Source organism: Microbacterium sp. SL75, from assembly GCF_026625865.1.
Lineage (GTDB): Bacteria > Actinomycetota > Actinomycetes > Actinomycetales > Microbacteriaceae > Microbacterium.
The window spans coordinates 2176631-2202591 of the sequence record NZ_CP113067.1 but is presented as its reverse complement, the minus strand read 5'-3'; the positions used below and the strand labels follow the sequence as shown (position 1 = coordinate 2202591).

At 71.3% G+C, this 25961-nt stretch carries 29 protein-coding genes; 3 read left to right on the top strand and 26 right to left on the bottom strand.

From position 1 onward, the window contains the following. Positions 1 to 60: 60 nt before the first annotated feature. The 22 genes from OVA17_RS10255 to OVA17_RS10150 all read right to left on the bottom strand — a co-directional run bounded on the left by OVA17_RS10255 (position 61) and on the right by OVA17_RS10150 (position 17572). Entirely contained in the window at positions 61 to 498 is a 438-nt protein-coding gene (locus OVA17_RS10255; RefSeq protein WP_267786461.1) for a flagellar biosynthetic protein FliO, read from the bottom strand. Positions 499 to 500: 2 nt separating this feature from the next. Next, positions 501 to 1160, bottom strand: a complete 660-nt coding sequence (locus OVA17_RS10250; protein WP_267786460.1) for a FliM/FliN family flagellar motor switch protein — start codon at positions 1158 to 1160, stop codon at positions 501 to 503. Continuing rightward, entirely contained in the window at positions 1157 to 2080 is a 924-nt protein-coding gene (locus tag OVA17_RS10245; protein WP_267786459.1) for a flagellar motor switch protein FliM, read from the bottom strand. The genes OVA17_RS10250 and OVA17_RS10245 overlap by 4 nt, the downstream gene beginning before the upstream one ends. A 6-nt stretch (positions 2081 to 2086) precedes the next feature. Continuing rightward, the gene (locus tag OVA17_RS10240; protein WP_267786457.1) at positions 2087 to 2899 is read right to left on the bottom strand and encodes an OmpA/MotB family protein; all 813 of its coding nucleotides are present in this window, start codon (positions 2897 to 2899) and stop codon (positions 2087 to 2089) included. Then, positions 2896 to 3699 (bottom strand): motility protein A, encoded by an 804-nt coding sequence (locus OVA17_RS10235; RefSeq protein ID WP_267786455.1) that lies wholly within the window; start codon positions 3697 to 3699, stop codon positions 2896 to 2898. The genes OVA17_RS10240 and OVA17_RS10235 overlap by 4 nt, the downstream gene beginning before the upstream one ends. A gap of 1 nt (position 3700) precedes the next feature. Next, positions 3701 to 3916, bottom strand: a complete 216-nt coding sequence (locus OVA17_RS10230; RefSeq protein ID WP_267786454.1) for a flagellar FlbD family protein — start codon at positions 3914 to 3916, stop codon at positions 3701 to 3703. Between the two features lie 100 nt (positions 3917 to 4016). Beyond that, positions 4017 to 5180: a flagellar hook protein FlgE gene (locus tag OVA17_RS10225; RefSeq protein ID WP_210072039.1), complete on the bottom strand. Its 1164-nt coding sequence runs from the start codon at positions 5178 to 5180 to the stop codon at positions 4017 to 4019. 23 nt (positions 5181 to 5203) lie between these two features. After that, positions 5204 to 5650, bottom strand: coding sequence for a flagellar hook capping FlgD N-terminal domain-containing protein (locus tag OVA17_RS10220; protein WP_267786453.1), 447 nt, complete (start codon positions 5648 to 5650; stop codon positions 5204 to 5206). 10 nt (positions 5651 to 5660) lie between these two features. After that, positions 5661 to 7124, bottom strand: a complete 1464-nt coding sequence (locus OVA17_RS10215) for a hypothetical protein (RefSeq protein ID WP_267786452.1) — start codon at positions 7122 to 7124, stop codon at positions 5661 to 5663. After that, a complete protein-coding gene (locus tag OVA17_RS10210) occupies positions 7121 to 7546 on the bottom strand; it encodes a flagellar FliJ family protein (protein ID WP_267786451.1) in 426 nt (141 codons plus the stop codon). Before OVA17_RS10210 ends, OVA17_RS10215 begins: the two co-directional genes overlap by 4 nt. Further along, entirely contained in the window at positions 7543 to 8865 is a 1323-nt protein-coding gene (locus tag OVA17_RS10205; protein WP_267786450.1) for a FliI/YscN family ATPase, read from the bottom strand. Before OVA17_RS10205 ends, OVA17_RS10210 begins: the two co-directional genes overlap by 4 nt. After that, positions 8862 to 9494 (bottom strand): FliH/SctL family protein, encoded by a 633-nt coding sequence (locus tag OVA17_RS10200; RefSeq protein WP_267786449.1) that lies wholly within the window; start codon positions 9492 to 9494, stop codon positions 8862 to 8864. Before OVA17_RS10200 ends, OVA17_RS10205 begins: the two co-directional genes overlap by 4 nt. A gap of 133 nt (positions 9495 to 9627) precedes the next feature. Beyond that, on the bottom strand, positions 9628 to 10707 hold the full coding sequence (fliG, locus tag OVA17_RS10195; RefSeq protein ID WP_267786448.1) for a flagellar motor switch protein FliG: 1080 nt from the start codon (positions 10705 to 10707) through the stop codon (positions 9628 to 9630). Next, on the bottom strand, positions 10704 to 12338 hold the full coding sequence (gene fliF / locus OVA17_RS10190; RefSeq protein ID WP_267786447.1) for a flagellar basal-body MS-ring/collar protein FliF: 1635 nt from the start codon (positions 12336 to 12338) through the stop codon (positions 10704 to 10706). Before fliF ends, fliG begins: the two co-directional genes overlap by 4 nt. A gap of 1 nt (position 12339) precedes the next feature. Then, on the bottom strand, positions 12340 to 12669 hold the full coding sequence (fliE, locus tag OVA17_RS10185; protein ID WP_267786446.1) for a flagellar hook-basal body complex protein FliE: 330 nt from the start codon (positions 12667 to 12669) through the stop codon (positions 12340 to 12342). Then, positions 12669 to 13061, bottom strand: a complete 393-nt coding sequence (flgC, locus tag OVA17_RS10180) for a flagellar basal body rod protein FlgC (protein ID WP_267786445.1) — start codon at positions 13059 to 13061, stop codon at positions 12669 to 12671. The genes fliE and flgC overlap by 1 nt, the downstream gene beginning before the upstream one ends. Continuing rightward, positions 13058 to 13405, bottom strand: coding sequence for a flagellar basal body rod protein FlgB (flgB, locus tag OVA17_RS10175; RefSeq protein WP_210072049.1), 348 nt, complete (start codon positions 13403 to 13405; stop codon positions 13058 to 13060). The genes flgC and flgB overlap by 4 nt, the downstream gene beginning before the upstream one ends. A gap of 167 nt (positions 13406 to 13572) precedes the next feature. Next, the gene (locus OVA17_RS10170; protein WP_210072050.1) at positions 13573 to 13845 is read right to left on the bottom strand and encodes a hypothetical protein; all 273 of its coding nucleotides are present in this window, start codon (positions 13843 to 13845) and stop codon (positions 13573 to 13575) included. 7 nt (positions 13846 to 13852) lie between these two features. Beyond that, positions 13853 to 14239 (bottom strand): flagellar export chaperone FliS, encoded by a 387-nt coding sequence (fliS, locus tag OVA17_RS10165; RefSeq protein WP_267786444.1) that lies wholly within the window; start codon positions 14237 to 14239, stop codon positions 13853 to 13855. 21 nt (positions 14240 to 14260) lie between these two features. After that, positions 14261 to 15625, bottom strand: coding sequence for a flagellar filament capping protein FliD (fliD, locus tag OVA17_RS10160; RefSeq protein ID WP_267786443.1), 1365 nt, complete (start codon positions 15623 to 15625; stop codon positions 14261 to 14263). 100 nt (positions 15626 to 15725) lie between these two features. Continuing rightward, a complete protein-coding gene (locus OVA17_RS10155; protein ID WP_210072053.1) occupies positions 15726 to 16586 on the bottom strand; it encodes a flagellin in 861 nt (286 codons plus the stop codon). A gap of 113 nt (positions 16587 to 16699) precedes the next feature. Further along, entirely contained in the window at positions 16700 to 17572 is an 873-nt protein-coding gene (locus OVA17_RS10150; protein WP_267786441.1) for a sigma-70 family RNA polymerase sigma factor, read from the bottom strand. Between the two features lie 454 nt (positions 17573 to 18026). On the opposite strand from OVA17_RS10150, the gene OVA17_RS10145 reads away from it, so the two are divergent. Continuing rightward, a complete protein-coding gene (locus OVA17_RS10145; protein WP_267786440.1) occupies positions 18027 to 19523 on the top strand; it encodes an MFS transporter in 1497 nt (498 codons plus the stop codon). A 7-nt stretch (positions 19524 to 19530) separates the two neighbouring features. On the opposite strand, the gene OVA17_RS10140 is transcribed toward OVA17_RS10145, so the two are convergent. Beyond that, positions 19531 to 20301 carry an SDR family oxidoreductase gene (locus OVA17_RS10140; protein ID WP_267786439.1) on the bottom strand — a complete coding sequence of 257 codons (771 nt, stop codon included), beginning with the start codon at positions 20299 to 20301 and terminating at the stop codon, positions 19531 to 19533. A 146-nt stretch (positions 20302 to 20447) separates the two neighbouring features. On the opposite strand from OVA17_RS10140, the gene OVA17_RS10135 reads away from it, so the two are divergent. Continuing rightward, positions 20448 to 21770 carry a bifunctional o-acetylhomoserine/o-acetylserine sulfhydrylase gene (locus OVA17_RS10135; RefSeq protein ID WP_267786438.1) on the top strand — a complete coding sequence of 441 codons (1323 nt, stop codon included), beginning with the start codon at positions 20448 to 20450 and terminating at the stop codon, positions 21768 to 21770. Between the two features lie 119 nt (positions 21771 to 21889). Here the strand turns inward: OVA17_RS10135 and OVA17_RS10130 are convergent, their stop codons facing one another. Then, entirely contained in the window at positions 21890 to 22588 is a 699-nt protein-coding gene (locus OVA17_RS10130; RefSeq protein ID WP_267786437.1) for an SDR family NAD(P)-dependent oxidoreductase, read from the bottom strand. Between the two features lie 148 nt (positions 22589 to 22736). Between OVA17_RS10130 and metX the strand changes: the two genes are divergently transcribed. Beyond that, positions 22737 to 23942, top strand: a complete 1206-nt coding sequence (gene metX / locus OVA17_RS10125) for a homoserine O-acetyltransferase MetX (protein ID WP_267786436.1) — start codon at positions 22737 to 22739, stop codon at positions 23940 to 23942. 223 nt (positions 23943 to 24165) lie between these two features. Here metX and OVA17_RS10120 read toward each other — a convergent pair whose 3' ends face one another. Beyond that, entirely contained in the window at positions 24166 to 25413 is a 1248-nt protein-coding gene (locus tag OVA17_RS10120) for an MFS transporter (RefSeq protein WP_324289939.1), read from the bottom strand. Positions 25414 to 25617: 204 nt separating this feature from the next. Then, the gene (locus OVA17_RS10115) at positions 25618 to 25944 is read right to left on the bottom strand and encodes a thiamine-binding protein (protein WP_267786434.1); all 327 of its coding nucleotides are present in this window, start codon (positions 25942 to 25944) and stop codon (positions 25618 to 25620) included. Positions 25945 to 25961: the final 17 nt, after the last annotated feature.

Here is a 25961-nt window from a genome sequence, read left to right as displayed (position 1 = left end):
GGGTCGAGCGATCCGTGCTCGCGACCGACTATCGCGACGACGCCCGCACGCGGTAACCGTTCAGGCCGCGTGGGCCCCGGAGGTCTCGGCGCCGCGCGGGCTGCCGGTATCGGTCAGCGTCACGACGTTCTCGCTCCGCTCGGCGTCGTCGATCGGCGCCTCCTGCGTGTCGACGACGTCGATGCCCTTCTCGCTCACGCCGAGCACGTAGCGGATGCCGCCGAACTCCGCGACGACGAGCTGGGCGCGACCACCGAGACCGGTACGGGCGACGACCGTGATCTTCTCGCTCCGCGGCCGGGAGGGGGACGCCGTCCGCGTCCGCGGGGAAAGGCCGGGGAGGTTCCGCAGCCGGCCGAGTCTCTGGGGAACGAGCGCCGAGAACGGCCCGTCACCCGCGGCCTGTCCTTTCTGCACGCGCTGGGCCAGGAAGAGCAGAAGCCCCACCACCGCCGCGAGCGAAACGACGGTGCGCGCCGCGAGGAGCAGTTCGTCCACGATCAGTCGGTCCCGGTCTGGTCGATGATGCGCTCGACGCGCACCGCGAAGTCGCCGTCGGCGACGACGACGGTGCCGTGGCCGATGAGGCGACCGTTGAGGGTGATGTCGGCGGGGGATCCCGCGGCGCGGTCCAACTCGACGACGTGACCGGGCTCAAGGCTCAGCAGGTCGCGCACGGGAAGCCGCGTGCGTCCGATCTCGACCACCAGCTCCATCTCGACCCCGGCGATCCGGCTGAGACGGGCCGGGCCCGTCGTTGACGTCGCCACGCGGGCGTCGTCGATGCGAATCGCCGCGCGGGCGACGGTGCTGCCGTCTTCGCGGACGAGGTCGAACACCTGGACACCGGCCTCGGCGAAGACGCTCGCGGCATCCATCTCCTCCCCCTCACCGAGGGTGCCGGCTCCGAGCACGGCCACGGCCGCCTCGAAGGCGGGGTGCAGGCGGTCGGACAGCTGCTGATCGATCGAGCCGTCGTCGAGGGCCGCGGCATCCGCGACCTGGATCGCGATCCTCGCGCCCGGGGTGCCGCTGAAGGCGACGACGACCGCGCTGCCGGTCGCCCCGGGATCGGTGGAGGGCGTGGGCAGCACGGGGAAGCCGAAGGGGAGTTTCGCCGCGATCGCGGCGGCCATGGCGGCGGCGTGGAAGGTGCTCATCGGGTGGTCTCCTCGAGGATGGTGGTGATCGTGCACGCGAGCCGCGACCCCTGGGCACCGGGAACGGCACGTGCGACCGGGGTGTCGCCGACGACGAGTTCGAAGGGCTTGGTCTCGGGGTGCGAGAAGCGCAACAGGTCGCCCGGGGCGAGGTCGAGGACCTCTCCGGCGCCGATGACGCGGGGCGCGACGCGCAGCGACACCTCCAGCGGGGTGGCGAGCACCTGGTCGGCCGTCGCGCCCGCACGGTGGGCGGAGGCGGCATCGCGCTCGCTCTCGGCGAGTTGGTCGACGACGACGGCGGTGGGCAGCATGACCGTCGCGGTCGAATGCGACTCCCCCATCCGCATCGCGAACCGCGCGACGACGACGGCCTCACCGGGCGAGATGACCTGCAGGTACTGCGGGTTGTCGTGCAGGCCCGCGTAGGTGAGCTCGGCCGGGAGCAGCATGCCCAGGCTCGTCGTCAACAGCTCGAAGGTACGGTCCATCAGCTGCCGGATCAGCGCCGACTCGATGGGGGTCAGGGTGCGCGGCTCGATCGGCGCGCTGCTCTTGCCGCCGAGCATCTGCACGACCCACGTCAGCGCCACGCCGAGATCGAACTGCACCACTCCTGGCTCGTCGCGCCCCGCGGTCGCACCGGTGACCATCGCGGTCGTCGCCGGGAGGGTGTCGGCGTACTCCTGGTACGACATCGACTCCACGCCCTCGAGCGTCAGGTGGGTGCGCATGCGGACCTTGCCGGTCAGTTGCGACGCCCACTGTCGCGCGAATGCCTCGAAAGCCGCCTCCACCCGGCGCCGGTGCTCCCGACCCAGCTGGACGGGGCGGCTGAAGTCATAGGCGGGATAGCGGCGCAGGGGGTCGTCGCGGACGGCGGTGGTCGCCATGGCGGTCTCCTTGAGAGTGGTGGTCACGAGGGGTCAGCCCTGCGGAGCGGTCTGGACGAGTCCGGGGATGAGAGCACGTACCTTCTCCTCCTCGGTGGATTGCACGACGATGTCCACGCGGCGGTTCGCCGCCAGGTCTTCCGCGGTGTCGCCCTCGACGAGGGGGCGTTGATCGGAGTAACCGACCGCCTGCACACGGGACCCGGTGATGCCCTCGTGCTCGACGAGGAACCGTGCGACCTTGGTGGCGCGTCCGCTGCTGAGCTCCCAGTTGCTCTCGTAGGGAGCGACCGCCGCGCGATGGTCGGCGTGCCCCTCGATACTGAGGGGGTTGCCCGCGGCGGCCAGCACGTCGCCGACCGCGTCGAGGACGGCATCCGCCTTCGCCGAGAGGTCGGTGCGGTTGTCGGTGAAGAACGTCTCGGCGCCGACCAGGCCCACCTTCAGACCGCGCTCGTCGATGACGAAGTCCACGGTCTCGGCCAGGCCCTGCGCTGCCAGCGCGGAGGTGATCTGCTGCTTCATCTGCTCGAGGTCGTCGCGCTCGCGAGCCGCGCGCACCGCGACGTCCTCGACGCCCTCCTCCGCCAGCAGCTCGGGCGGGATCACGAGCCCCTCGGTGAAGTCGCCGCCGCCCGGCGTCTGGGATTGCCCGAACGCCTCGGCGAGACCGTTCTTGAGCTGTTCGTACTTGGTCTCGTCGACGATCGACACGGCGTACAGCACGATGAACAGGCACATCAGAACCGTCACCATGTCGGAGTAGGACACCGCCCAGCGCTCGTCGGGCTCGTCGTGCTCGCCCTCGTCGTGGCCGCGTCCGCGCGCGGGGCGCCTGCTGCTCACTCGGCATCCCCGGTCACTGCGACCTTGTCGGGCCGGGGCTCTTTCTTCTTCTTCGGTTTGTAGGTGGTCAGCGCCAGCAGACGCTCCTCGACCAGGCGCGGCGCACTGCCGGCCTGGATGGCGAGGATCCCCTCGCACACGAGCGTCATGCGCTCCTGCTCGACGGCGGCCATGCGATTCAGCCGCCCCGCGATGGGGTTCCAGATGAAATTGGCCGACAACAGGCCCCAGAGGGTGGCGACGAAGGCGGCCGCGATCATGTGGCCGAGCTCGTCGGGCTTGTCGAGGTTCTCGAGCACGTGCGTGAGCGAGACGACCGTCCCGACGATGCCGATCGTGGGTGCGTAGCCGCCGAGGGCGGAGAAGAACCGCGCGGCCACGCGGTTGCGCGCGGCCTCGGCGACGATCTCGTCGTCCATCAGCGTTCGCAGCTCTTCGGCGTCGACGCCGTCGGCCACCGCCTGCACGGCGCGGCGGGTGTAGTCGTCGGGCGCGGAGTCGAGCTCGTCCTCGAGGCGCAGCAGGCCCTCGGTCCGCGCCTTCTCGGCGTAGGAGACGAGGATCGGGATGACGGCGGCCGGGGTGGATCGCGGACCGCGCGCCATCCGCCCCAACGAGCCGAAGGCCGCGATCGCGTCGCGCAGCGTGTGGCTGGCGATGCCGACGCCGATGGTCGAGCCGAGCACGAGGATCATCGGGGCGGGCAGCAGGAGCGCGCTCAGGTGGGCGCCCTCCATCGTGATCATGGCGTACAGGGCCCCGAAGGCCACGACGACGCCGACGACGAAAGCGATGTCCATGTCAGCGCTCCGACGGGGCCGAGAGAGCGGATGCCGCGGCGAGCACGCGCGCGCGGTAAGCGATGATGCGCTCGATGAGCTCGTCGAGGCTCTCTTCGACGTTGTAGACGCGGCCGTCGACCATGTGCAGCGTGGTGTCGGGAGACTCGTGCACCCGTTCGATCAGATCGGGGTTCACCGCGAATCGCGTGTGGTCGAGACGGGTGAGCGTGATCATCGGGAGATCTCCGGTCGATGGGTGAGGGGACGCCCCCGACTATCGCGACGCGGCCCACCGCGGGTAACTCGGGTGGGCCGCGCCATCGAGGGGCGCCGGGTCAGCGCTTGAGGTTGGTGAGCTCCTGCAGCACCTCGTCGCTCGTGGTGATGATGCGCGCGCTCGCCTGGAAGCCGCGCTGCGCGACGATGAGGTTGGTGAACTCCTGCGAGAGGTCGACGTTGCTCATCTCGAGCGAACCCGAGACGAGCTTGCCGAAACCGGCTTGACCGGCCTCGCCGACCTGCGCACCGCCGCTGTTGACGGAGGCGCGATAGGCCGTCCCGCCGACCTTCTCGAGGCCTTCGGCGTTGGCGAAGGTGACCATCGCGACCTTCGCCAGGGTCTCGGTACGGCCGTTCGAGAACGTGCCCACGATCGAGCCGTCTCCGGTGATCGAGTAGGACTGCAGGGTGCCGGCCGCGGCCCCGTCCTGCGAGGTGATCGCGACCGTGCTCAGGTCGGCGAAGCCGGTGACCGCGGTGAGGTCGACCGCGACGCCGCCGGCATCGAGGGTGAGTCCCGCGCTCTGGCGGCCGTCGGTGAACGCGAGGGCGCCGGTCGCGCCGCTGACGGGTTCGGTGACGTCCCACCCCGTCGCGGTCCGGGTGAAGGTGAGGCTGAGGGCGGTGGTCGTGCCCTGGGCGTCGTGCACGTCGATGTCGCGGACGAGCTGGTCACCGACGGCGGCGGACGAAGGCAGGTTGCCCGTCACGGTCGCCGCCGTGGTCGCGCGCGCCGGCGAGACCACCCCCTGGGGCAGGGAGATGTTCCCGACCGCCTGGCCGGTGCCCAGGACACCGTTCTGGGCGATCCATCCCTGCACGAACGCTCCGTCGGCGGTGACCATGTTTCCGGCTCCGTCGAAGCCGAAGCCTCCCGCGCGCGTGTAGAGGGTCTCCCCGCCCGAACGCACCGCGAAGAAGCCGTCACCCTGGATCATCAGGTCACCGCCGCGGCCGGTGGTCTGCGCGGCGCCCTGGCTGAAGTTCGTGCGGATGCCCGCGACCTGGACGCCGAGTCCGACCTGAGCGGGGTTGCGACCGCCGGCGCCGGCGCCGGGGATCGCGGCACCGCCGACCGCCTGCGACAGCGTGTCCTGGAAGAGCACCGAGGAGCCCTTGAATCCTGCGGTGTTGACGTTGGCGATGTTGTTGCCGGTGGTGTCGAGCATGGTCTGGTGCGCACGGAGTCCGGAGATGCCGGACGAGAGGGAACGGAGCATGGAGGTCTCTTTCGTGTGGGTGGTCAGGCGGACGCGCGGGAAGCGGCGGTGGCGAGGGAGGTGATCTCATCGAGCGGGACCGTCGCGTCGCCGATGGTGACCTGCGGGATGGCGCCGTCGAAGCTCACCTTGGTCACGGTCCCCGTGACGGCGAGACCCTTCGCGTCGAGGTAGCCGGCCTGCTGCCCGATGAGCGTCGAGGCGGCCTGGCGCATGTCCAGGGCGAACGCCTCGGTGGAGGTGCGGCTCATCGCCGTCAGCTGCTCCATCATGGCCAGCTGCGTGGTCTGCGAGATCATCTGGTTGGTGTCCATCGGGGTGGACGGATCCTGGTTCGTCAGCTGCGTGACGAGCAGTCTCATGAACACCTCGCTGTCGAGCCCCTTCTTCGCCGCGACGGCGGTCGTCGTCGCGGTGGTCGTGTTCGCGGGGATCGGGTCGGGCGAGCCGGTGACGGCGGTGACGGGCATGGCGGTCCTCTCAGACGAGAATGTCGAGCCCGCGACCGGTGACGGCGGGCGAGAGCGCGGGCAGGAGACGGGCGGGGGGACGGGCGGATGCCGACGGGGCGGTGTCGTCGGAACGTTGAACGCGACCGGGGTCGGACGAGTCGGCCCCGTTCTCCCCGGGAGCGCCGCGCTCGCCCGTTCCGGCGTCGGCGGTGAGGGATGACCCGAGGCTGAGGTGGGCGTGCGGCATGACCGCGGCCAGATCGCGGCGGAGGTCGGCGACGATGACGCGCAACGCCTCACGGCCCGCCTCGGTGGCTCCCGCCAGGTCGATGCGCACCTCGCCCCCGGCGCCGAGGTGGGCGCGCACGGTCACCGGTCCCATCTCTTCGGGGGTGACGGTCAGCGTGATCTGGTGGGCGCCCGCCGGGCGCTGGGCGATGTGCATGATCGCGGGTGCGACGTGAGCGGCGATCGAGCGCGGGGTCGCGGTCGGCGCAGCGGTCTGCTCCGGGGCGGGTGCGAGAGGGACGGATGCCGACAGGGGCGCGGTTGCCGCGACGCCGGTCGACCCGGCGGTCGCCGCCACCGACGGTGCCGCCTCGTGTCGGGTCGGTGCGTCCTCCGGCGCGGCGGCGAGGGCGAGCCCGGTGACGACGACGCCGCCGGGGTGCGCCGGCTCGGGCGTGCCCGCCGGCCCCGCGGCGGCGGCCGGGGGAGGGGCACGGACAGGCGCGCCGGTGGATGCCGGCACGGCCCGCGGAACCTCGGGCCCGGGAGGTTCCTCGGAAACGGTCGCGGTCGCCGGCGGTACCGCCGCCGCGGCCTCGCGGGGGAAAGCGACGGCGGCACCGGGCCGCGCCGATGTCGGCAGGGCGGCGTCCGCGCGGGTACCGGCGGTGACCGCTGCGGGCGTCGTCGGATCGGACGGGATCTCGGTACCGCCTCCCGCGGCGAGCGCGACGGGCGCCGTGTCGAGGCGAGCGTCGCCCGCGGGTCTCGCGGCGTCGGTGGCGATCCCGGCGAGGGGCACTCCCCCGAGGGGTCCGGCCTCCGGCGCTCCGACGGCCGGAGCAGGCGTCCGCGCGAACGGCTCCCCCGCTGCGGCTGTCGCGATCGACTCGGTCGCGGCGGTGGGCGACGCGGCGCTCCCGGCCATCGGAACGGCGTCCGCCCGGACCGCCGCGGACGCGGGTATCGCGATACCCGTGAGGGCTTCGGGCCCGACGATCGCGGCATCCGACCCCGAAGACGGCCCCGGTTCGACGGGACGATCATCGCAGCCGTCCGCGGGGGCGTCGAGGGTGTCTCGCGCGGCGGGCGCCGGCCCGGCCGCGAGAACCGGAGCGGGCTCATCATCCCGGCTCACCGCGGCGTGGGCCAGCGCGTCCGCGAAGCTCGTGCGCGTGGCCGCGGGCCCCGACCCCTCGCCCGTCGAGCGCGCACTCCGGGGCGAGGCGGGCATCGACCCCGCGGTCGGCAGCAGCATGCTCACGCGGCGCTCCCCGCGTCGCGCGCCGCACGCACCACGGCGATCTCGTCGAGCGCGCTCTGTTCGGCGCGCTGTTCCTGCGCGAGCTCGCTCGCGCGGTGGGCGCTCTCGAGCCGCTCGAGTCCCTTGAGCTCGCGGCGGGCCTCGACGTGGGCGGCAGACGCGGCCTCCGCGGCATCCTGTCGGAGCTCCGCGAGAGCACGCAGGTCGGCCAGCGCCGCCTGCCCCGAGGATCGGGCCGCGGCCATCGCCAGCAGCGTCGCGGGGTCGTCGATCTCGGTGGCGATGTCGCTCAGGCTCGACACCGCGTGCTCGACCGCCGTCTCGGCGGCGACGGCCTCGGCGCGAGCGTGCGACAGCGACTCGGCCGCGGCGCGCTCCTGCACGCCGCGCACGCGCAGCAGCCCGGAGAGGGGGAACGTCATGAGAGTCCTCCGAAGGTGGTCGTCAGGGCGGCCAACCGCCGCCAGGAGTCGTCGGTCGGGGTCAGATCGTCCATGCGCTGGGTGAGGAACCCGTCGATGGCGCCTTGATGGGCGAGGGCGGCATCCACGAGCGGATTCGCCCCCGCCTTGTACGCGCCGATGTCGATGAGGTCGTTCGCCTGCCGACGGGCGGCGAGCACGCGGCGCAGGGTCACCGCCGCCTCGCGTTGGTCGGGCGAGGTCACCTTCGACACCACGCGCGAGACCGACCCGAGCACGTCGATCGCCGGAAAGTGGCCGCGCACGGCGAGACCGCGGTCCAGCACCACGTGCCCGTCGAGGATCCCGCGCGCGGCGTCGGCGACCGGCTCGTTGTGATCGTCGCCGTCGACGAGCACGGTGTACAGCCCCGTGATCGACCCGGTGGGCCCGGTGCCCGCGCGCTCGAGCAGGCCCGCCAACACCGAGAAGGTGGAGGGCGGGTAGCCGCGGGTCGCGGGCGGTTCCCCCGCAGACAGTCCGATCTCGCGCTGGGCCATCGCCACGCGCGTGAGCGAGTCCATCATCAGCACCACGTCGAGGCCGTCGTCGCGGAACTGCTCGGCGATGCGCGTCGCGACGAAGGCCGACCGCAGGCGCGCCATCGCCGGTTGATCCGAGGTGGCGACCACGACCACCGCGCGCGCGAGGCCCTCGGGACCGAGGTCGTCCTCGAGGAACTCCCGCACCTCGCGACCGCGCTCGCCCACCAGCGCGATCACGGTGACGTCGGCGGTCGAGCCGCGCGCGATCATCGACATCAGCGACGACTTGCCGACCCCCGAGCCCGCGAACAGTCCGAGTCGCTGGCCCACGCCGACGGGGGTCATCGTGTCGAGCGCGCGCACACCCAGCCCCAGTTGGCGGTCGATCCGCTGGCGTCCGATGACGCTGGGCGCGGTGTTGCCCAGGGCGACGACGGGGGCGCCGGTGAGCGGGCCGAGACCATCGATCGGGCGACCGAGACCGTCGAGGACGCGCCCCAGCAGGCCGCGACCGGTCGGCACCGTCAGCGCCGCACCGGAGTGGTGCACCGCCGCACCGACGCGCACACCGGTCATCGGGCCCATCGGCATGCAGCGCACGGCCTCGCCGTCGACCGCGACGACCTCGGCCTCGATCTCGACGGCGCCGGCCGCTTCGATGCGCACGCGGTCGCCGACGGCGGCGGGGATGCCGAGCGCCTCGACGCCGAGACCCACCACGGCCTTCACGACCCCCGAGCGGCGCGGACCGGTCGACCGCAGTGCGCGCTCCCAGCGACGGGTGGCGACGCTCACGAGCCTGCCTCGCCGTCGTCGTCCAGAGCGAGTTCTGCGCGCGCCCGCTCGAAGGCCGCACCGATCCGCGTGTCCACGCTGCCGTGCGCGATCCGGACGATCGCGCCGCCGGGATCCACGTCGGCGTCCGCCATGACCTCCACGCCCTCCGCGAGTTCCGCGGCGGCCGCGTCCCGGAGTGTGCGCAGGTCGCGTTCGTTCAGGTGCACCCGCACCCATGCCGCGCGGGGCGTCTGGGCCGCGGCCCGCCGCATCGCGTGCGCGGCCGAGCGGGCGGCATCCGACATCTCCGTTCGGAGGATCTCCGCGGCCATCTCGACGGCGAGCTCCTCGAGGCGTCGCACATCGGATGCCACGAGAGCGCCGACCTCGGCGTCGAGCCGGGCCTTCGCCTCGCCGAGAGCCGAGAGGGCTGCCCGGTGGGCCGCGTCGGCCGCGGCGTCGCGCGCGGCGATCCGCCGCTCGTCCAAGATCCGCTCGCGCTCGAGTTCGGCCCGGGCATCGCGGCGGCCCGCGGCGAACCCGTCGGCGTATCCCCGCGCCCGTGCTCTGTCGACGACCTCCCGCGCGTCCGGTCGCGCATCTCCCACGCGCGGCACCACCAGCGGCGTGAAGACGGAATCGGACACGGTGGTCACCCTGCGGTTGTGGCGAAGCCGATCCGTGGCCAAGTCGACGAGCGATCCGTGCTCTTCCCGGACTATCGCGACGGGTGCGCCCCGCCGTAACCGGCCGCCCCCGAGAGGGCGGTCGGCACCGTGGTCACTCGATCAGTTCGTCGTCGTCCTCGCGCGCGAGCGTGATCTCCTCGGCGGCTTCGAGCTCGCGGATGACGCGCACGACCTCGGCGCGCGCGTCGTCCACCTGCCGCATGCGCACGGGGCCGAGAGCGCGCGTCTCCTCGTCGAGGTTCTCGCGGTTGCGCTCGGTCATGTTGCGGCGGATCACCTCGCCGATCTGATCGTCGGCGCCCTTCAGCGCGAGAGCGAGGATGCGCAGGTCGATCCCCCGCAGCACGCGCTGGGCGTCGCGGTCCTCGAGACGCGAGATGTCGGCGAAGGTCAGCATGCGGCTGCGAACCTCTTCGGCGAGAACCTGATCGCGGTCTTCGAGGCCGGCCAGCAGCGCCTTCTCGAGCGCGGTGTCGGACCGATTGATGATGTCGACCAACGGCTGCACGCCGCCGATCGCCTCGTGCGCCTCGCGGATGCCGAAGACCCCCGTCCGCGCACGCAACGACTCCGCGACCACGGTGATCGCCTCCTGGGAGGCGACCCCGAGCTCGGCGATCGCCTGCGCGACGTCGGTGCGCAGCGGGTCCTGCAGCGCGGCGAGGACCGCGGCGGCGCGGTCCGCGCGGAGGTTCGCGAGCACGACGGCGACGGTGGTCGGCATCTCGCCGTCGAGGATCGTGGCCAGTTGTGTGGGATCCGCGGCGTTGAGGAAGTCGAACGAGACCACGCCCTGCGACATCACGCGCCCGACCATGCCCACGGCCTTCTCGCGCCCGAACGCCGTCTCGAGCAGCCCGGTCGCGAACTGCTCTCCCCCGCGGCTCATGAGGGATCGACCCGAGGCGATGCGGCGGAAGTCGGCGAGAGCCGCGGCGGTCGCCGCGGTGTCGATGCTGCCGAGCTGCGCGAGCTCGCCCGCCAGGAGCTCGGCCCGGTCCTCGCCCAGATGACGCAGCACCTCGGCGCTGGTCTCGCGGTCCATGTTGAGCATGACGATCGCGGCCTTGCGCAGACCCGACGTCGCAGCCGCCGGCACGGCGAGCACCTCGGTCACGGCGGTGGCGGGGGCCTCCTCGGCGTCCGTCGCCCGGGTGTTCAGCAGGCTCATACCGTCGCCTCATCCATCATGTGGGCGAGCGCCTTCGCCGCGTTCTGCGGATCGCTCTTGGCGAGCTGGTCCACCTCGCGCCGTCGCTGCTCGACGAGCACCTGCGGCGACTCCGGCTCCTCTTCGATGTCGAGCAGGGTGGGGATGATCTTGGTCGGCGGCACCGCGGGCAGCGCGATGGGCTCGGCCAGGCCCTTGAGGGTCTTGAGCTTCTGCTCCTCGGTCTCGGTCATCGTCGCGAAGTACTCGATGGGTCCGTCGTCGGTGTAGAGCGTGCGGCGTTTCAGGCGGCGCCGGACCAGCAGGGCGATCACGAGGATGAGGGCGGCGAGCACGATCGAGCCGCCGATGATCGCCGCACGCATGAGCTCCGACTGCACCAGCGCGGCCTTCTCGGCCTCCGCGGCCTCGAGCGCAGCGGTGGCGGCGGCGGCGGCGCTCTGGCTGAAGTCGACGAACTCCACCGTGACGGTATCGCCGCGTGCCGCGTCGATTCCCGCCGCGTTGGTCACCAGCGCCTGCACCTGTTCGGCCGTGACACCCTGCACCGACCCGCGATCGAGGGCGATGCTGACGGTCTGCCGGGTGACCTCACCGGCCGGCGTCGTCGTCTTCTCGGTGGACTTGTTGACGGCGTTGTTGCGCGTGGACTCCTCCGACTCGAACGACCCCGCTCCTGCGGTGTTCGGCACGGCGATGTTGTCGGGTCCGAGCACACCCGTTCCCCCCGCTTGACCGCCGCTCGAGGTCTGGGTGCGGGTCTGCTCGTTCATCATCACGCCGCCCTCGGGAGCGGTGTAGGTCTCGTCCATGCGCTCGGAGGTCGAGTTGGCCACGTCGGTGCTGACGCTGACGGTGGAGTTGCCCGGCCCCACGATGGTCTCGAGCATCTTCGTCACCGCCCCGGCGACCTTCGCCTCGTGTTCCGAGGCTTGCGTGCTCGCGGAACCGGTGAGCCCCTGCCCCACGGCCGCGAGCACCCGACCCGACTGATCGGTCACCGCGACGTCCTCGGGGGTCATCCCGGGGATCGAAGCGCTGGTCAGATGCACGATCGCGGCGATCTGGTCGTCGCTGAGGGTGGCCCCGCCCTGGGTCTTGACGAAGACGGATGCCGTGGGGTGCTGCGTGTCGGCCACGAACACGCTCTGCTCGGGAATGGCCAGTTGCACGGAGGCCGCGGTGACGCCCGACATCGCCCCGATGGTCGCCGCGAGCTCGCCCTCGATGGCGCGCTTGTACGTCACCGACTGCTGGAACTCGCTGGCGGTCACGCCCATCTTGTCGAGGAGCGTGTACCCGCCGGTGTCGTTGGTGGGCAGCCCCGCCGCCGCGGCGGCCAGACGCTGCGGGTAGACCTGCGCGTCGGGCACCAGGACCGTCGCGCCTCCCTCGGTGAGCTCGTAGCTCACCCCCGCCGATTTGAGCTGCTCCACGACCGCCGACGCGTCGCTGGGGCTCAGGCCGGTGAACAACGGACTCATCTGCGGTTTCGCGAGCCAGCTTCCGAGCGCGATCACGCCCATCACGACGAGGGCCGCGCCGATCACGGCGATGGTGCGTTGAGCGACGCTGAAACCGGCGACGATCCGCTTGAGCCTCTCGATCGAGGACGCGAGCACGCGGGGCACGTCAGGCCTGCATCCGCATGACGTCGTTGAACGCGGCGACCCCGCGATCGCGCACGGCGACCATCAGGTCGAGCGTGACCCCGGCGCGCGTCGAGGCGAGCGTGGCCTTGTGGATGTCGTCGAGGTCTCCGGTGACGGCCTGCACGGCCAAGCCGTTCGAGGTCGACTGCAGCTGCTGCAGATTCTCGACGGCGGCGGCGAGCGACGTCGCGAACGACTGTCCGCCCGCGGCGCCGCCGATCGCCTGCGGTGCCGAGGCGGTCTGCTCGAAGCTCAGCGGGCTGAGGGGCGTCACGCCCACGGCTGCGATCGGGTCGAGGGGAATGCTCATCAGCTTCGTCCGATCTGCAGGGCCGCTTCGTAGCTCGTCTTGGCGCGGTCGATGACGGCGGCGTTGGCCTGATACCCGCGCTGGGCGAGGATCAGCATGCTCATCTGGTCACCGAGGTCGACGTTGGGGTACTGCACGTAGCCGTTCTCGTCGGCGTAGGGATGCTCGGGCTCGTAGACGAGACGCCCCTCCGCGGTCGACTCGCGCACGCCCGTGACGTACACGCCGGGGGTCACGGTGCCCTCGGCCGCCGTGACGTACTTCTCGCGGAACATGTCCTGCCCCGCGGGGGTGGCGGTGTTGACGTTGGCGATGTTGTCGCTGATGGCATCCAGCCATTTGCGGTGGGCCGTCAAGCCCGTCCCCGCCACGCCGATCGCGTCGAAGCTCATGCGGAGGCCTGACCGATCGCCTTGGTGATGGACGATGCCTGGCCGCTGAGGGCCTGGGCGGCGAACTGGTAGCGCAGCACCGTGTCGATGTTCGACATCGTCTCGGTGTCGAGGTTGACGTTGTTGCCGTTGAGCCGAGTGGGCTCGAGCGAGCGCTGCACCACCGCCTCGACGCTCCCGGACCCCCGTCCGACGGCGCTCGCGAGCTCCTCTTCGAACGACACGCGTTTGGCGTGGTAGCCGGGCGTGTTGACGTTGGAGATGTTCTCGGCGATCGCGCGCTGGCGCAGCGACAGCGCGTCGAGAGCGCTGGACAGGGCTGTTGAGGTGACGGATTCGAGCACGCGGCACTCCGGTCGAGGGGCGAGCCGATCCGTGGCCAGTCGTTGAGCGATCCCTGCTCGGCACCGACTATCGCGACGGGTGCGCTCCGGCGTAACCGCGAGCGGGAATCGGGGACGGATGCCGGCCCGGGACGCCCGCGGCACGCGAGCGAAGCGACGGGCTGCGCTTATCCGCGCACGTCGAGGTAGACGGGTGGGCTCACTCGCGTGGGCGGGATCCGCCGCAGAGCCGCGAGCTCGCGCGCGACCTCGGCACGGGCGACGCCGAGTGCCTCGATCGCGCGGAGCTGCCTCTCGAGCACCTCCCGCGCCCGGGCGACGAGGTGCTCCGGGGGCGGACCGGCCGGTCGCACGAAGGACCCGGGCGCCATCTCGTCGCCACCGTCGAGGGCGCGCTCGAATGTGTCCAGGAGGTCGGCCCACGCCGCGTCGTCGGTCATCGCTTCGTCACGAGACGGTGAGCGCGGACGCCGCGGCGTGCCAGGCCTCGCGGAGCGGGGCGATCAGGGTCGCGCACTCCTGTGTGGCCGCCGTGTCCCGGCCGACGTTGGCCACGATGAGACGACCCGTGATGTAGGTGTAGAGCCCCCGCAGCCCGTCCGAGCCGTCCCAGCCGTCGTCGAGCGAACCGTTCAGTTCCGCGATGATCGCCTGCGCGTGCGTGAGGTACGTGCCCGCCGAGGGCCAGTCGCCGCTCTCCTGCGCGGCGCGCGCGCGCTCGACGTCGACGAGCAGACGGTCGTAGAGCATGGTGACGAGACGCTCGGGGGTGGCGGATGAGACCTGCTGCTCGAGGTATTCCTGCTGGGCGCGGGCGAGGGTGGTGACGGGCATCGATCTGTCTCCTGTTCGCGGTTACTGGGACGGCGGAGTGAGGGCGGCCAGCTGCGAGGTGAGCCAGGACGACTGCGACTGCAGACCCGACAGGCGGACCTCCATCGCCGAGTAGGTGCGCTCGAGCGTGGCTCGGCGCATGTCGAGCCGCAGGTCCATGCGTTCCACCTGCTGCTGCAGCGACCTGACCTCGGTCTGCTGGCCGGTGATGCGCTGGGTGAGCAGGCCGTCGTACTTGTCGGAGTACTGCGTCGTGCTCGCCTGCACGCGATCCGCGACGGCCGAGAACATCGCCTGCGTCGCAGCCGGGTCGGCTCGCATGGCCGCGGCGAACTTCTCCTGGTCGAACGACAGCGCGCCGAACTTGTCGACGCTGATACCGATCGTCGACGGCGAGACGGAGCCGACCGGGCTCTGGACGGCGTTGGCGAGGGCGCCGCGGAGTGAGCGGACCGTACTGTCGCCGGTGAACACGCCGAGGGTCGTGGCCGACCCCGGGGCGGCGACCGTGGCCTTGGAGCCGTTGTCGATCCGCGTCAGCAGGGCGGCGATGTCTTTTATGAAGGCCGCGGCGGTGTCGGATTGCGCCTTGCCGTCGGCGGCGACGGTGACCGTGACCGGCTGCGTCGACGTGGCGCGCACCGTGATGTCGACGCCCTCGCCGATCCCGACGAAGGTGTTGGAAGAACTGGTCACGCTCTGCTCGGCGGCGGTCCCCGCGAACAGGCGGATGACGGCATCCGCGCCGCGTGCGACGATCGCCGCGCCCGTCTCGGTCGTGACATCGTCACCGGTTCCCGCGGCGACGGCGGCGGCGCTGCCGCGGTGCAGGGTGAAAGCGGCATCCGCCCCCGTCCGGTTCGCGGTGATCTGCACCCGCGACAGGGGTTGGCCGTCGGCACTCCGACCGCCCGGTACGACCGTGGCGGTGACGCCCGTGCCGGAGGCGTTGATGGCGGCGACCAGATCGCTGGGCGCGGCACCGGCCGGGGTGATCTCGGTGGCGGTCCCGTCTCGGGCGACCAGGGTGAACGGGCCCGCGAACGCGTCGGCTCCCCCGGGCGCGGTCACCACGGCGTGAGCGGTGGCGAGGGTGTCCACCACCACGGCGGTCGAGAAGGCGCGGGCCTTGTCGCCCGCGGTGACGGTCACGGCCTCGGCGGAGCTCGTCGCCGAGAAGCGCGCGAGCGACGTCGCGGAGGCCGCGGTCTTCGCCTTCTCGGCGAGGTTCTGCAGGGTCGTGTTGAGCGACTGCAGATTGGCGATGACGGTGTTGCGATCGGTGATCTTGTTGGTCACCAGGGTCTTGGGGATCGCGGCGACGTTCATCAGCGCGTCGATGACGTCCGCGGTCTTCATACCGGATGCCAGGCCGTCGATGTTCATCGTGTCTCCGCCTTCCGTCGGTGAAGCGATCCCGGGTGAGGCGACGCCCGAGCAGGAGGAACCTCCCGCCCGGGCGTCGTCGGTGCGTCAGCGCTGCGGATCAGCGCAGGAGCTGCAGGACGCCCTGGCCCGACTGGTTGGCCTGGGCGAGCATCGCGGTGCCGGCCTGCGCCAGGATGTTCGAGGCCGTGTACTTGACCATCTCGGCCGCCATGTCGGTGTCGACGATGCGGCTCTTGGCGGCGGAGAGGTTTTCGGCCGAGACCTGCAGCGAGTTGATGGTCGACTCGAAGCGGTTCTGGACGGCACCGAGCTCGGCGCGAGCCGACGACACGGACTTGATCGCCGTGTCGACCGCGGTGATGGTCGTCGCCGCGACCGTCGGGTCTGCGAAGCCGTCGGTCGTGACGATGCTCGTGCGCAGATCCGTGGCCAGCGTCTTGATGTCGGCGACACCGAGGTCGACGGAGATCTGGCTGGACGCCGAACCGTCCGCTCCGATCTGGAAGCTGAGCTTGCCGTCCGCGGCGGCGCCTGCGGAGCCGTCGAGGAGCTTGATGCCGTTGAAGTTCGAGCTGTCCGCGATGCGCTCGAGCTCGTCGACCAGCTGCGTCACCTCGGAGGTGATGGCCTTGCGGGAATCCGCGTTGTTCGAGTCGTTACCCGCCTGCACGGCGAGGTCGCGCACGCGCTGCAGGATCGAGTGGACCTCCGTGAGGCCACCTTCCGCGGTCTGGATGACCGAGATGCCGTCCTGGGCGTTACGCGCGGCCACGTTCAGGCCGTTGACCTGCGAGCGCAGGCCCTCGGAGATGGCGAGGCCGGCGGCGTCGTCGGCCGCACGGTTGATGCGCAGACCGCTCGAGAGCTTCTCGAGCGACTTCGACACGTCGTTCTGGTTCGACGACAGGTTGCGGTACGCGTTGAGGGCACCGACGTTGGTTGCGATCTGAAGACCCATGTTGTTCCTCCGTGGATGGGATATTCGAAGCGGAGCCGTCCGTGGCCTCGCATCCCCCACCATCGCGACGGATCGGCCGACGCGTAACCGCCGTTTCCGGCGAGATTCGCGCCTCAGGCGGGAAGGGCCAGTCCCCTCAGGTCCACGCTCAGACCCGTCGCCGCTCTTGCGCCGCGAGCAGAGGGCGCCGCGACGGGACCGAAGACGCCATCGAAGAAGGCCGCTTTCGTGGCCGTCGATCGGTCGGGCGTCGTACCGTTCTCCCAGGCGTCGAGGGCCTCGCGCATGAGGGTCAGGCCCACTCGTCGGAGCTTCGAGACGTAGGCGTGACTCACCTCGAGGTCGGCCGCGACGTCTTTCACCATGCGCTCGTCGAGGTACACGCCGCGGATGACCTGGCGCATCTGGTCGGGCAGCGCGCCGATGATGCGGTCGAGCATCCGCTGCCTCTCCGCCTGCTCGACCGCGTGTTCGGGAAGGATCACGGTGTCGGTGAGATCGGGAGCCGAGCGGGAGTCGTCACCCTCGAACTGCGCCTCGAAGCTCGTTCCGGTACGGACCATCTCGTCGAGCATCTGCATCTTCACCACGACCTCGGCATCGAGACCGGATTCGGCAGCCAGCTCTGCCACGGTCGCCGCGCGCCCCGTCCGCACCCGCACGAGCTCATCGGCCACGCGCACGCGTTCGATCTTCTCGCGACCGCGTTCGCCCGCGGGATCCGCCGAGCGCATCTCGTTGAGGATCGCCCAGGTGATCTTGGTGCGTGCATAGGCGCCGAACGGGATGCCGCGTTCGGATTCGAACTCCAAGGACGCGGTGGCCAGGCCCAGATACGCCGCCGACAGGAGGTCGTCGAGGTCCACGTGCAGGGCGGTACGCGCTTTCTCAACGGCGAGGTACTTCGCCAGGGGCAGGTTCTCCCGCGCGAGACGCTCGGGCGACATCGGGGTGGCGGAATCGGAGGGGGCAGTGACGCTGCTCAACACGGTTGCTCCTGCTTTTTGCTCGTTTATAAGCAGAAACTAACACAACTCCCAGTCGACTCCGAGGCCACGCCCAGCAACGGAGAAGATGCGGCGCGTGGGGCGAGACGCTTCGGCGCCGCGTCGCCACCCGGCGCTCGACGACTGTCGCGGCGCGCATTTCGATCCAGGGGGCGACCGACGGCGCCGGCGATCACCGCCACCGCCGAGCACGCTCACGCGCCCCCACGCCGCACTCCGGTGCGAACGGTCGCCGCGCACCACCAGCGACAGGAGACGACCTTCTCGACGCGTCAGCGCGCCCATTTTTCCACGTTTACGAGTGAACGTAGCACGCCGGCACGGAAGGGCCCCCGCCGACCACCCCAGACCGACCCCCACGCTGCGACGGAGGGCCCGCGGAGGGTATCGGCGAAGACATCGACGAGACGATCGACGATGCTACCCTCGCGCCATGTCGCGCGTCTCCGGCGCGGTCACCCGGGTGCGCTCCTCCGCGCTCGGGGCGACCGCGGGTCTCATCGGCTGGTTCGTTCTCGTGGAGCTGGTCAGTGGCATCCTGCAGGGTTTCTACATCCCCCTGTTTCCCGAGATCGTCGCGCACCTGGGCATACGCGACGCCGACATCAACTGGTTCGAGGCCGCGCAACTGCTGCTCTCGGCCCTCGTCCTCCCCGTGCTCGCCAAACTCGGCGACATGTTCGGGCACAAGCGGATCCTGCTGCTCTCGGCGATCGCCACCGCGGTGGCGAGCTGGGCACTGGTGTTCGCCGACTCCTTCGCGACCTTCCTCGTCGCGTGGGCCTTCCAGGGCTTCTACGTGGTGTGGCTCCCCCTCGAGATCGCGCTGATCTTCGACCGCGGTCGACGGCAGCAGCGCGGAGTCTCGCAGACGCGCCGCGCCGCGGGTCTCATCGTCGTCGGCCTGCATCTCGGCGGCATCCTCGGCGCCCTCGCCGCCGGCCGCTTCTTCGCCGCGAGCGGCGGCAACCTGCAGCTCACGCTCGCGATTCCCGCCGTCGTCGTCACCCTCGTCAGCGTCGCCATCTGGCTGGGCGTCCCGGAGTCCGAGCGTTCGAGCGGCGCACGGCACCTCGATCTGGGCGGCTTCGTCATCCTCGCCGGCGCGCTGCTGTTCCTTACCGGCGCCCTCTCGTTCGTCCGCCTCCCCGCGGGCCCGGGCCCGGTCGTCATCGGCGCACTGCTCGCGATCGGCCTGGCCCTGGGCGCACTCTTCGTCCGGTACGAGCTGCGCCAACGCGACCCGGCGATCGACATCCGCATGCTCCGGAGCCCCGAGATGTGGCCGGTGCAGGCGACCGCGTTCCTCGTCGGCATCAGCCTGCTCGGCGCTCAGGGCCCGCTCCTCACCTACCTCGGCACCGACCCCGCGATCGGGTACGGCCTGGGCCTCGATACGACGCAGCGCTCGAACGTCGTGGGGGCCTACCTGCTCTCGCTGATCGTGGGCGCGGTGCTCTTCGCCGTCGCCTCGCGCCGCACCAGTCCCCGCGTTCCGCTCATCGGTTCGGCAGTCCTCGTCGGCATCGGGTACGCCCTGCTCCTGCCCCTCCACGATGAGCCCTGGCAGGTGCTGTTGAGCCTCGGTGTCGCCGGGATCGGGGCCGGCGCCCTCATCGCCGCGATGCCCGCCGCCGCGGCCGCCGCCGCTCCACGCGGACGCACCGGCATGGCCTCGGCGATGACCAACACGACGAAGATCATGGGCGGCACGATGTCGTCGGCGTTCTTCGGCGTCGTTCTCGCCGGCGGTGCGGCCACCGCGATCGGCACGGCCGCCCCCTTCACCGGGTACGTCACCGTATGGGTCGTCTGCAGCGCGAGCGGCCTTCTCGCCGCCGTTCTGCTGGCCTTCGTTCCGAGTGCCGCGTTCTCGGACGCGGCCGAGGCGAAGGTCGCCGCCACCGCCGCGCGCGGCGAGTTGGTGTGACCCCCGATCAGCGCGTCTTCAGCGGCCCCCGCGCCAGCAGGTGCTGCGCCGACTGCGCCACGGGGCGCAGGGTCACCAGGTCGAGATTCACGTGGCCGGGCGCATCGAGCGCATAGGCGATCACATCCGCGACATCGCCGGCCGTCAGCGGCGCCTCGACACCCTCGTACAGTTTGTCGGCGGCATCCTGGTCTCCCCCCAGGCGGTTGAGCGTGAACTCCTCCGTGCGCACCATCCCCGGGGCGATCTCGATGACGCGCAGCGGTTCGCCGTTGAGCTCCTGGCGCAGCGCGTGCACGAGCATGGCCTCGCCCGCCTTGGCCGCGTTGTAGCCGCCACCACCGGGGTACGCCGTCTGCGCGGCGGTGGAGGTGACGAAGAGCACGTCGGCGTGACCGGTCGCGTTCGCAGCCGCGCGCAGAAGCGGCAGAAGCGATGCCACGAGCCGCTGTCCCGAGAGCACGTTGGCCTCGAACATCCAGCGCCAGTCCTCGGGGTCGCCGTCTTCGATCCGGTCGCTCCCGCGCGCCCCGCCCGCGACGTGCACGAGGGCGTCGACGCCCCCGGTCTCGCTCAGCCAGGCCGAGAGGCCGGCGATGTCGTCGGCGTCGGTGAGGTCGGCCGCGTGCGCGACGACCCCCGTCTCGGCCTCGAGGGCTCGGAGACGCTCGGCGCGGCGCGCGACGCCCACGACGTCCCACCCGCGCGAGCGCAGCAGCCTCGCCGTCGCCTCTCCGATACCCGAACTGGCCCCGGTCACCACTGCGCGTCGCGTCATGGCATCCACGCTATCGCCCCCGTCCGACACCGGCATGGCAGAGGTGTTACGGCCCGTGTCCGGGTCGCTTGTCGGCGTCCGAGGCTGTCCCTACGCTCGCAGCAGGCCACGGCGACCGCCCGGCCTCCCGAAGCTGAGGAGCAGTCATGTCGGTACCCGAGAACTGGCGTTTCGAGACCAAGCAGATCCACACGGGTGCGCAGCCCGACCCGGTCACGAAGGCTCGCGCCACCCCGATCTACCAGACGACCTCGTACGTGTTCGACAACGCCGACCACGCCGCGAACCTCTTCGCGCTGGCCGAGTTCGGCAACATCTACACGCGCATCCAGAACCCCACGCAGGACGTCGTCGAGCAGCGCGTCGCGGGCCTCGAGGGCGGCACCGGCGCCCTTCTCGTCGCCAGCGGCCAGGCGGCCGAGACCTTCGCCGTGCTCAACATCGCACAGGCCGGCGACCACATCGTCTCGTCGAGCTCGATCTACGGCGGCACCTACAACCTCTTCAAGTACACCCTCGCCAAGCTCGGCATCGAGACCACGTTCGTCGAGAACCAGGACGACCCCGAGGAGTGGCGCGCCGCGGTCCGCCCGAACACGAAGCTGTTCTTCGCCGAGACCATCGGCAACCCCAAGATCAACGTCCTCGACATCCGCTCGGTCGCCGACGCGGCGCACGACGCGGGTGTTCCGCTGATCGTCGACAACACGATCGCGACCCCGTACCTGATCCGCCCCTTCGAGCACGGCGCCGACATCATCGTGCACTCGGCGACGAAGTTCCTCGGCGGGCACGGCACCACGATCGGCGGCGTGATCGTCGACGGCGGCACCTTCCCGTGGTCCGAGCACTCCGACCGCTTCCCCGGCCTCACGACCCCCGACCCCTCGTACCACGGCGCCGTGTACACGCAAGCGGTCGGCGACGGTCTCGCCTACATCATCAAGGCCCGCGTCCAGCTGCTGCGCGACCTCGGAGCCTCCATCGCCCCGCAGAGCGCGTGGCAGCTGATCCAGGGCATCGAGACCCTGTCGCTGCGCATCGAGCGCCACGTGCAGAACGCCCAGGAGATCGCGGAGTGGCTCGAGTCGCACCCCGACGTCGCCACGGTGAACTACTCCGGCCTTCCCACCTCCCCCTGGTACGCCGCCGCCAACAACTACGCCCCCAAGGGCGTGGGCGCGGTGCTGTCGTTCGAGCTCAAGGGCGGTGTCGAGGCGGGCCGCGAGTTCGTCAACTCGCTGAGCCTGTTCAGCCACCTGGCCAACATCGGCGATGTGCGCTCCCTCGTCATCCACCCGGCCTCGACCACGCACTCGCAGCTGACCCCCGAGCAGCAGCTCACCGCGGGCGTGACGCCCGGCCTCGTGCGCCTGTCGGTGGGGCTCGAGAACATCGCAGACCTCAAGGCCGACCTCGACCAGGCTCTGGCATCGGCGCGTCGCCTCTCGGAGGCCGCCCGCGCCTGACGGCTGCACGAACGCCCCGCCCCGTTGCTCCGGGGCGGGGCGTTCCCGCGTGCCGACGGGGCACCGTCGAGGCACTCCGGGACAGCCAGGAAGACCCCGAGCCGATCCACCCCGGGCCGTCACACCTTCTGCCGCGGACGCAGACTCCCCAACCCGCCGTCGACCCCGAGCACCTGCCCCGTCACCCACGCGTTCTCGGGCGCGAGCAGGAACTCCACGGCGCGCGCGACGTCGTCGGGCTCGCCGAGCCGGCCGAGCGGGTGCATCGCCTCCGAGACCTTGCGCGACATGTCGCTCGAGGTGAGCTTCTCGGTCAGCCGGGTCTGCACGAGTCCCGGCGCGACGGCGTTCACCCGGAGTCCGTGCGCGGCGTAGCTCGCCGCCGCCGACAGGGTCAGGCCGATCACCGCGGCCTTGGCCGCCGCGATCCCGTCGTGGTTCGGGAGCCCCGCGAGAGCGGCTGCCGACGACACGAGCACCACCGCTCCGCCGCCGCGCATGTGCGACCCCGCCGCGCGCACCGCCGCGAAGGCCGTGGTGAGCGAGGCGGCGATGAGCTCGTCGTACTGCGCGCGAGAGGTCAGGTGCGCGGGCTTGAGCAGCATCGACCCCGCGAACACCGCGATCCCGTCGAGCTCACCCGACTCGCCGACGATGCGGTCCACGGCGTCGAAGTCCGTCGCATCCAGGATGAAGTCGGGCTCGATCCGCGAGGAGTCCCGCGCGGTGGTCACGACACGGTGACCCGCGTCGCGCAGTCGTGTCGCCGTCGCCTGACCGATGTCGCTCGAGGCCGCGATGAGGAGGAAGTTCGCCATGCCGCGATCATGACGAGCCGACCCGTGCGTCGGCGGGGGCTGGACAACGGTGTCCACCGGTGGTCGGGGCACCGCGCAGGCCCTCGTCGTCGCCGCGCCGGTCGTAACAGTTCGTGGCGACCCTCCCCGCCTAGGGAGAATGGATGCCATGGACTGGCAGATCTCCGAAGACACGGTGCCCTCGGCCCCGGTGACGGAGGCGGACGCCCGCTCCCTCCTCGGCAGACCCCCCGCGACCGGCGCGTGGCGCGACGGCGACCCCGTCGGCGACCGACGCTTCGCCGCCTTCGGCGTCTTCGAGACCGAGAGCGGCGAGTCCCTCCCCGCGTTCCGCCTCGCTTTCGAGACCTGGGGGGAGCTCTCCCCCGCGCGCGACAACGCCGTCCTGATCCTGCACGCCCTCACCGGCGACAGCCACGTCCGGGGGGCCGCCGGCCCCGGTCACCCCACGGCCGGATGGTGGAGCGATCTCGTGGGACCCGGCGCCGCGATCGACACCGACCGCTACTTCGTGATCGCCCCGAACATGCTGGGCGGATGCCAGGGCTCCACCGGTCCCGCGAGCATCGCCCCGGACGGCTACGAGTGGGCCTCGCGCTTCCCGTACCTCACGATCCGCGATCAGGTGAACGCCCAGGCCCTGCTCGCCGACCGTCTCGGCGTCGATCGCTGGCACGCCGTGGTGGGCGGATCGATGGGAGGCATGCACGCCCTGGAGTGGGCCGTCGGTTTCCCCGACCGGGTCGAGCGCGCGGCGATCCTCTCCGCACCGCCCATCACCACCGCCGACCAGATCGCGTTGAACTCCGTGCAGCTCGACGCCGTGCGCGTCGACCCGCGCTTCGCCGGCGGCGAATACTACGACTCCGGCGACGGCGACGGCCCGCACCGCGGTCTCGCCCTCGCCCGGCGCATGGCGCTGCTGAACTACCGCAGCCCCACCGAGCTGAACCAGCGTTTCCAGCGGTCGTGGCAGTCGGGTGTGAGTCCCCTCGGCCGGGGCGGACGTTTCGCGGTGGAGTCGTACCTCGACTTCCACGGCAACAAGTTCACGCGCCGCTTCGACGCCAACAGCTACCTCGTCCTCGTCGAGGCGATGAACTCGCACGACGTCGGCCGCGACCGCGACGGCGTCGAAGACGCGCTGCGCCGTGTGACCGCCACGACCCTCGTCCTGGGCGTCGACAGCGACCGCCTGTTCCCCATCGACGGGCAGCACCGCATCGCCCGCGGCATCGCGAACACCCTCGACAAAGACGGCGCGATCGTTCTGTCGAGCGACTTCGGCCACGACGGCTTCCTCATCGAGACCGCCGCGGTCGCCGCGCACCTGCGCCGACTCCTCGCGACCTGACGATCCCGGATGCCGTGAGCCCGCGGCATCCGCGTCCGCTCACCCGGACTCCGGACCCCGGACGTCGCGCCGTCGCCCCGTCGCCCCGTCGCCCCGGGACAACGCCCGAATGTCCAGGAAACGCCGTACACCCCGCTCGCGACACGGGGTGTTCTGGACACTCAGCGACGGCCGGTGGCCCCCGGCCGCGACGGCCCGGTGCGTCCGCGACCGCCCGGCCGCGTCAGCGCTGCGTCGGGATCGATCCGGTGATCGCGGTCTGCGCCGCCTCGGCCGCCGGCATCCGGTGATCGGGGTGGCGTCCACTGCGGTCCTCGACCCGGTACGCCACGATCGCGACGACGAGCCCGCCCGCGGCGAGCACCGCGCCGACCCACGCCGGTGCCACCAGCCCCAGTCCGGCGGCGATCGCGAGGCCGCCGAGGAATGCTCCGAGGCTGTTGCCGATGTTCAGCGCCGAGTGGTTCAGCGCCGCGGCGATCGACTGATTGTCTTCGGCGACGTCCATCAGACGGGTCTGGATGGCGGGGCTGAGCGCCGAGCCGCAGAACGCCACGAGGAAGGCGAACAGCACGAGACTCACGATCCACCCGGCTGTGAGAGCCAGACCCACGGATGCCGCGCCCAGGGCGATGAGGCCCGTGAAGAGCCAGAAGCGCAGATCCTTGTCGGCGAGGGCGCCGCCGACCATGTTGCCGATCGTCATGCCGATGCCGACGAGCACGAGCACGAGCGAGACCGTCCACTCGGGCTGGCCGGCGACGCCGGTGATCATCGGGGCGATGTAGCTGTACATCGCGAAGAACCCGCCGAAACCGATCGCCCCGATACCGAGGGCGAGCCAGACCTGACCGATGCGGAACACGCGCAGCTCGTCGCGCAACCGCCGGCCAGGCGAGCCGGGGTGCTTCGGCACGAACAGGGCGATGCAGATGGTCGCGAGCAGGAAGATACCGGTGACCACGGCGAAGGCGGCGCGCCAGCCGACCTGCTGACCGAGGAGGGTGCCCAGGGGCACGCCGACGACGTTGGCGATGGTCAAGCCCGTGAGGACGAAGGCCACGCCCTTGGCGCGGTTTCCCGGGCCGAGGGCGTCGGCGGCGACGAGAGCACCGATGCCGAAGTACGCACCGTGCGGGAGCCCGGCGAGGAAGCGGGATGCCGCCACGAGCTCGAACGTGGGGGCGATCACGGTCAGCAGGGTGAAGAACGCCAGGGCCGCGGCCAGCACGATCATCACGCGGTGGCGCGGGAAGCGGGCCACGGATCCGGCGATCGTGGGAGCTCCGACGACGACGCCGAGGGCGTACAGCGAGATCAGCCAGCCCGCCTGGGCGATCGCGTCGTCGGGAGAGGCCGCCCAGGCACCGGGGACGAGTTCTCGGGCGATGTTGGGCAGGAGGCCCATCACCACGAACTCGGTCATGCCGATGCCGAAACTGCCGATGGCGAGAGAAAGGAGCGCCCGCATCGCCGCACCTCTCGAGGTCGTCGAAGAGGTCACCAGGCGATGCTAGTCGGCGCGACCGGGTCGGGTCGAATCGTTTCGAGATTCGGGGGTGGCGTTCTCTCCCCGCGAGCCGTCGCTCCTCGACAGACCGCGGAGCGAAGGAGGTCTCCGCAGGCGAGACGGAGCGAGCAGCGCAGGCAGGAGACGGCGCGGCTCAGCCGCGGGTCAGTCCTGCCGGCGCTCCAGCGCGTCCTCGAGGCGCTCGATCTTGCCGTCGAGCTCGCCGGTGTGCCCGGGGCGGATGTCGGCCTTGAGCACCAGCGAGACACGCGAGCCGTAGGGCATCACGGCATCCGTCGCCGCCTTCACCACGGCGAACACCTCGTCCCACTCCCCCTCGACCTCGGTGAACATCGAGGTCGTGCGGTGTGCAAGGCCCGAGGCGCGCACGACCGCGACCGCCGCGGCGACCGCGTCGTGGACCGATCCGTCGGGGTTCTCCGTGGCAGCGGTGCCGACCCCCGAGGGGGCGACCGAGAAAGCGATGAGCATGGATCGAGACTACGTCT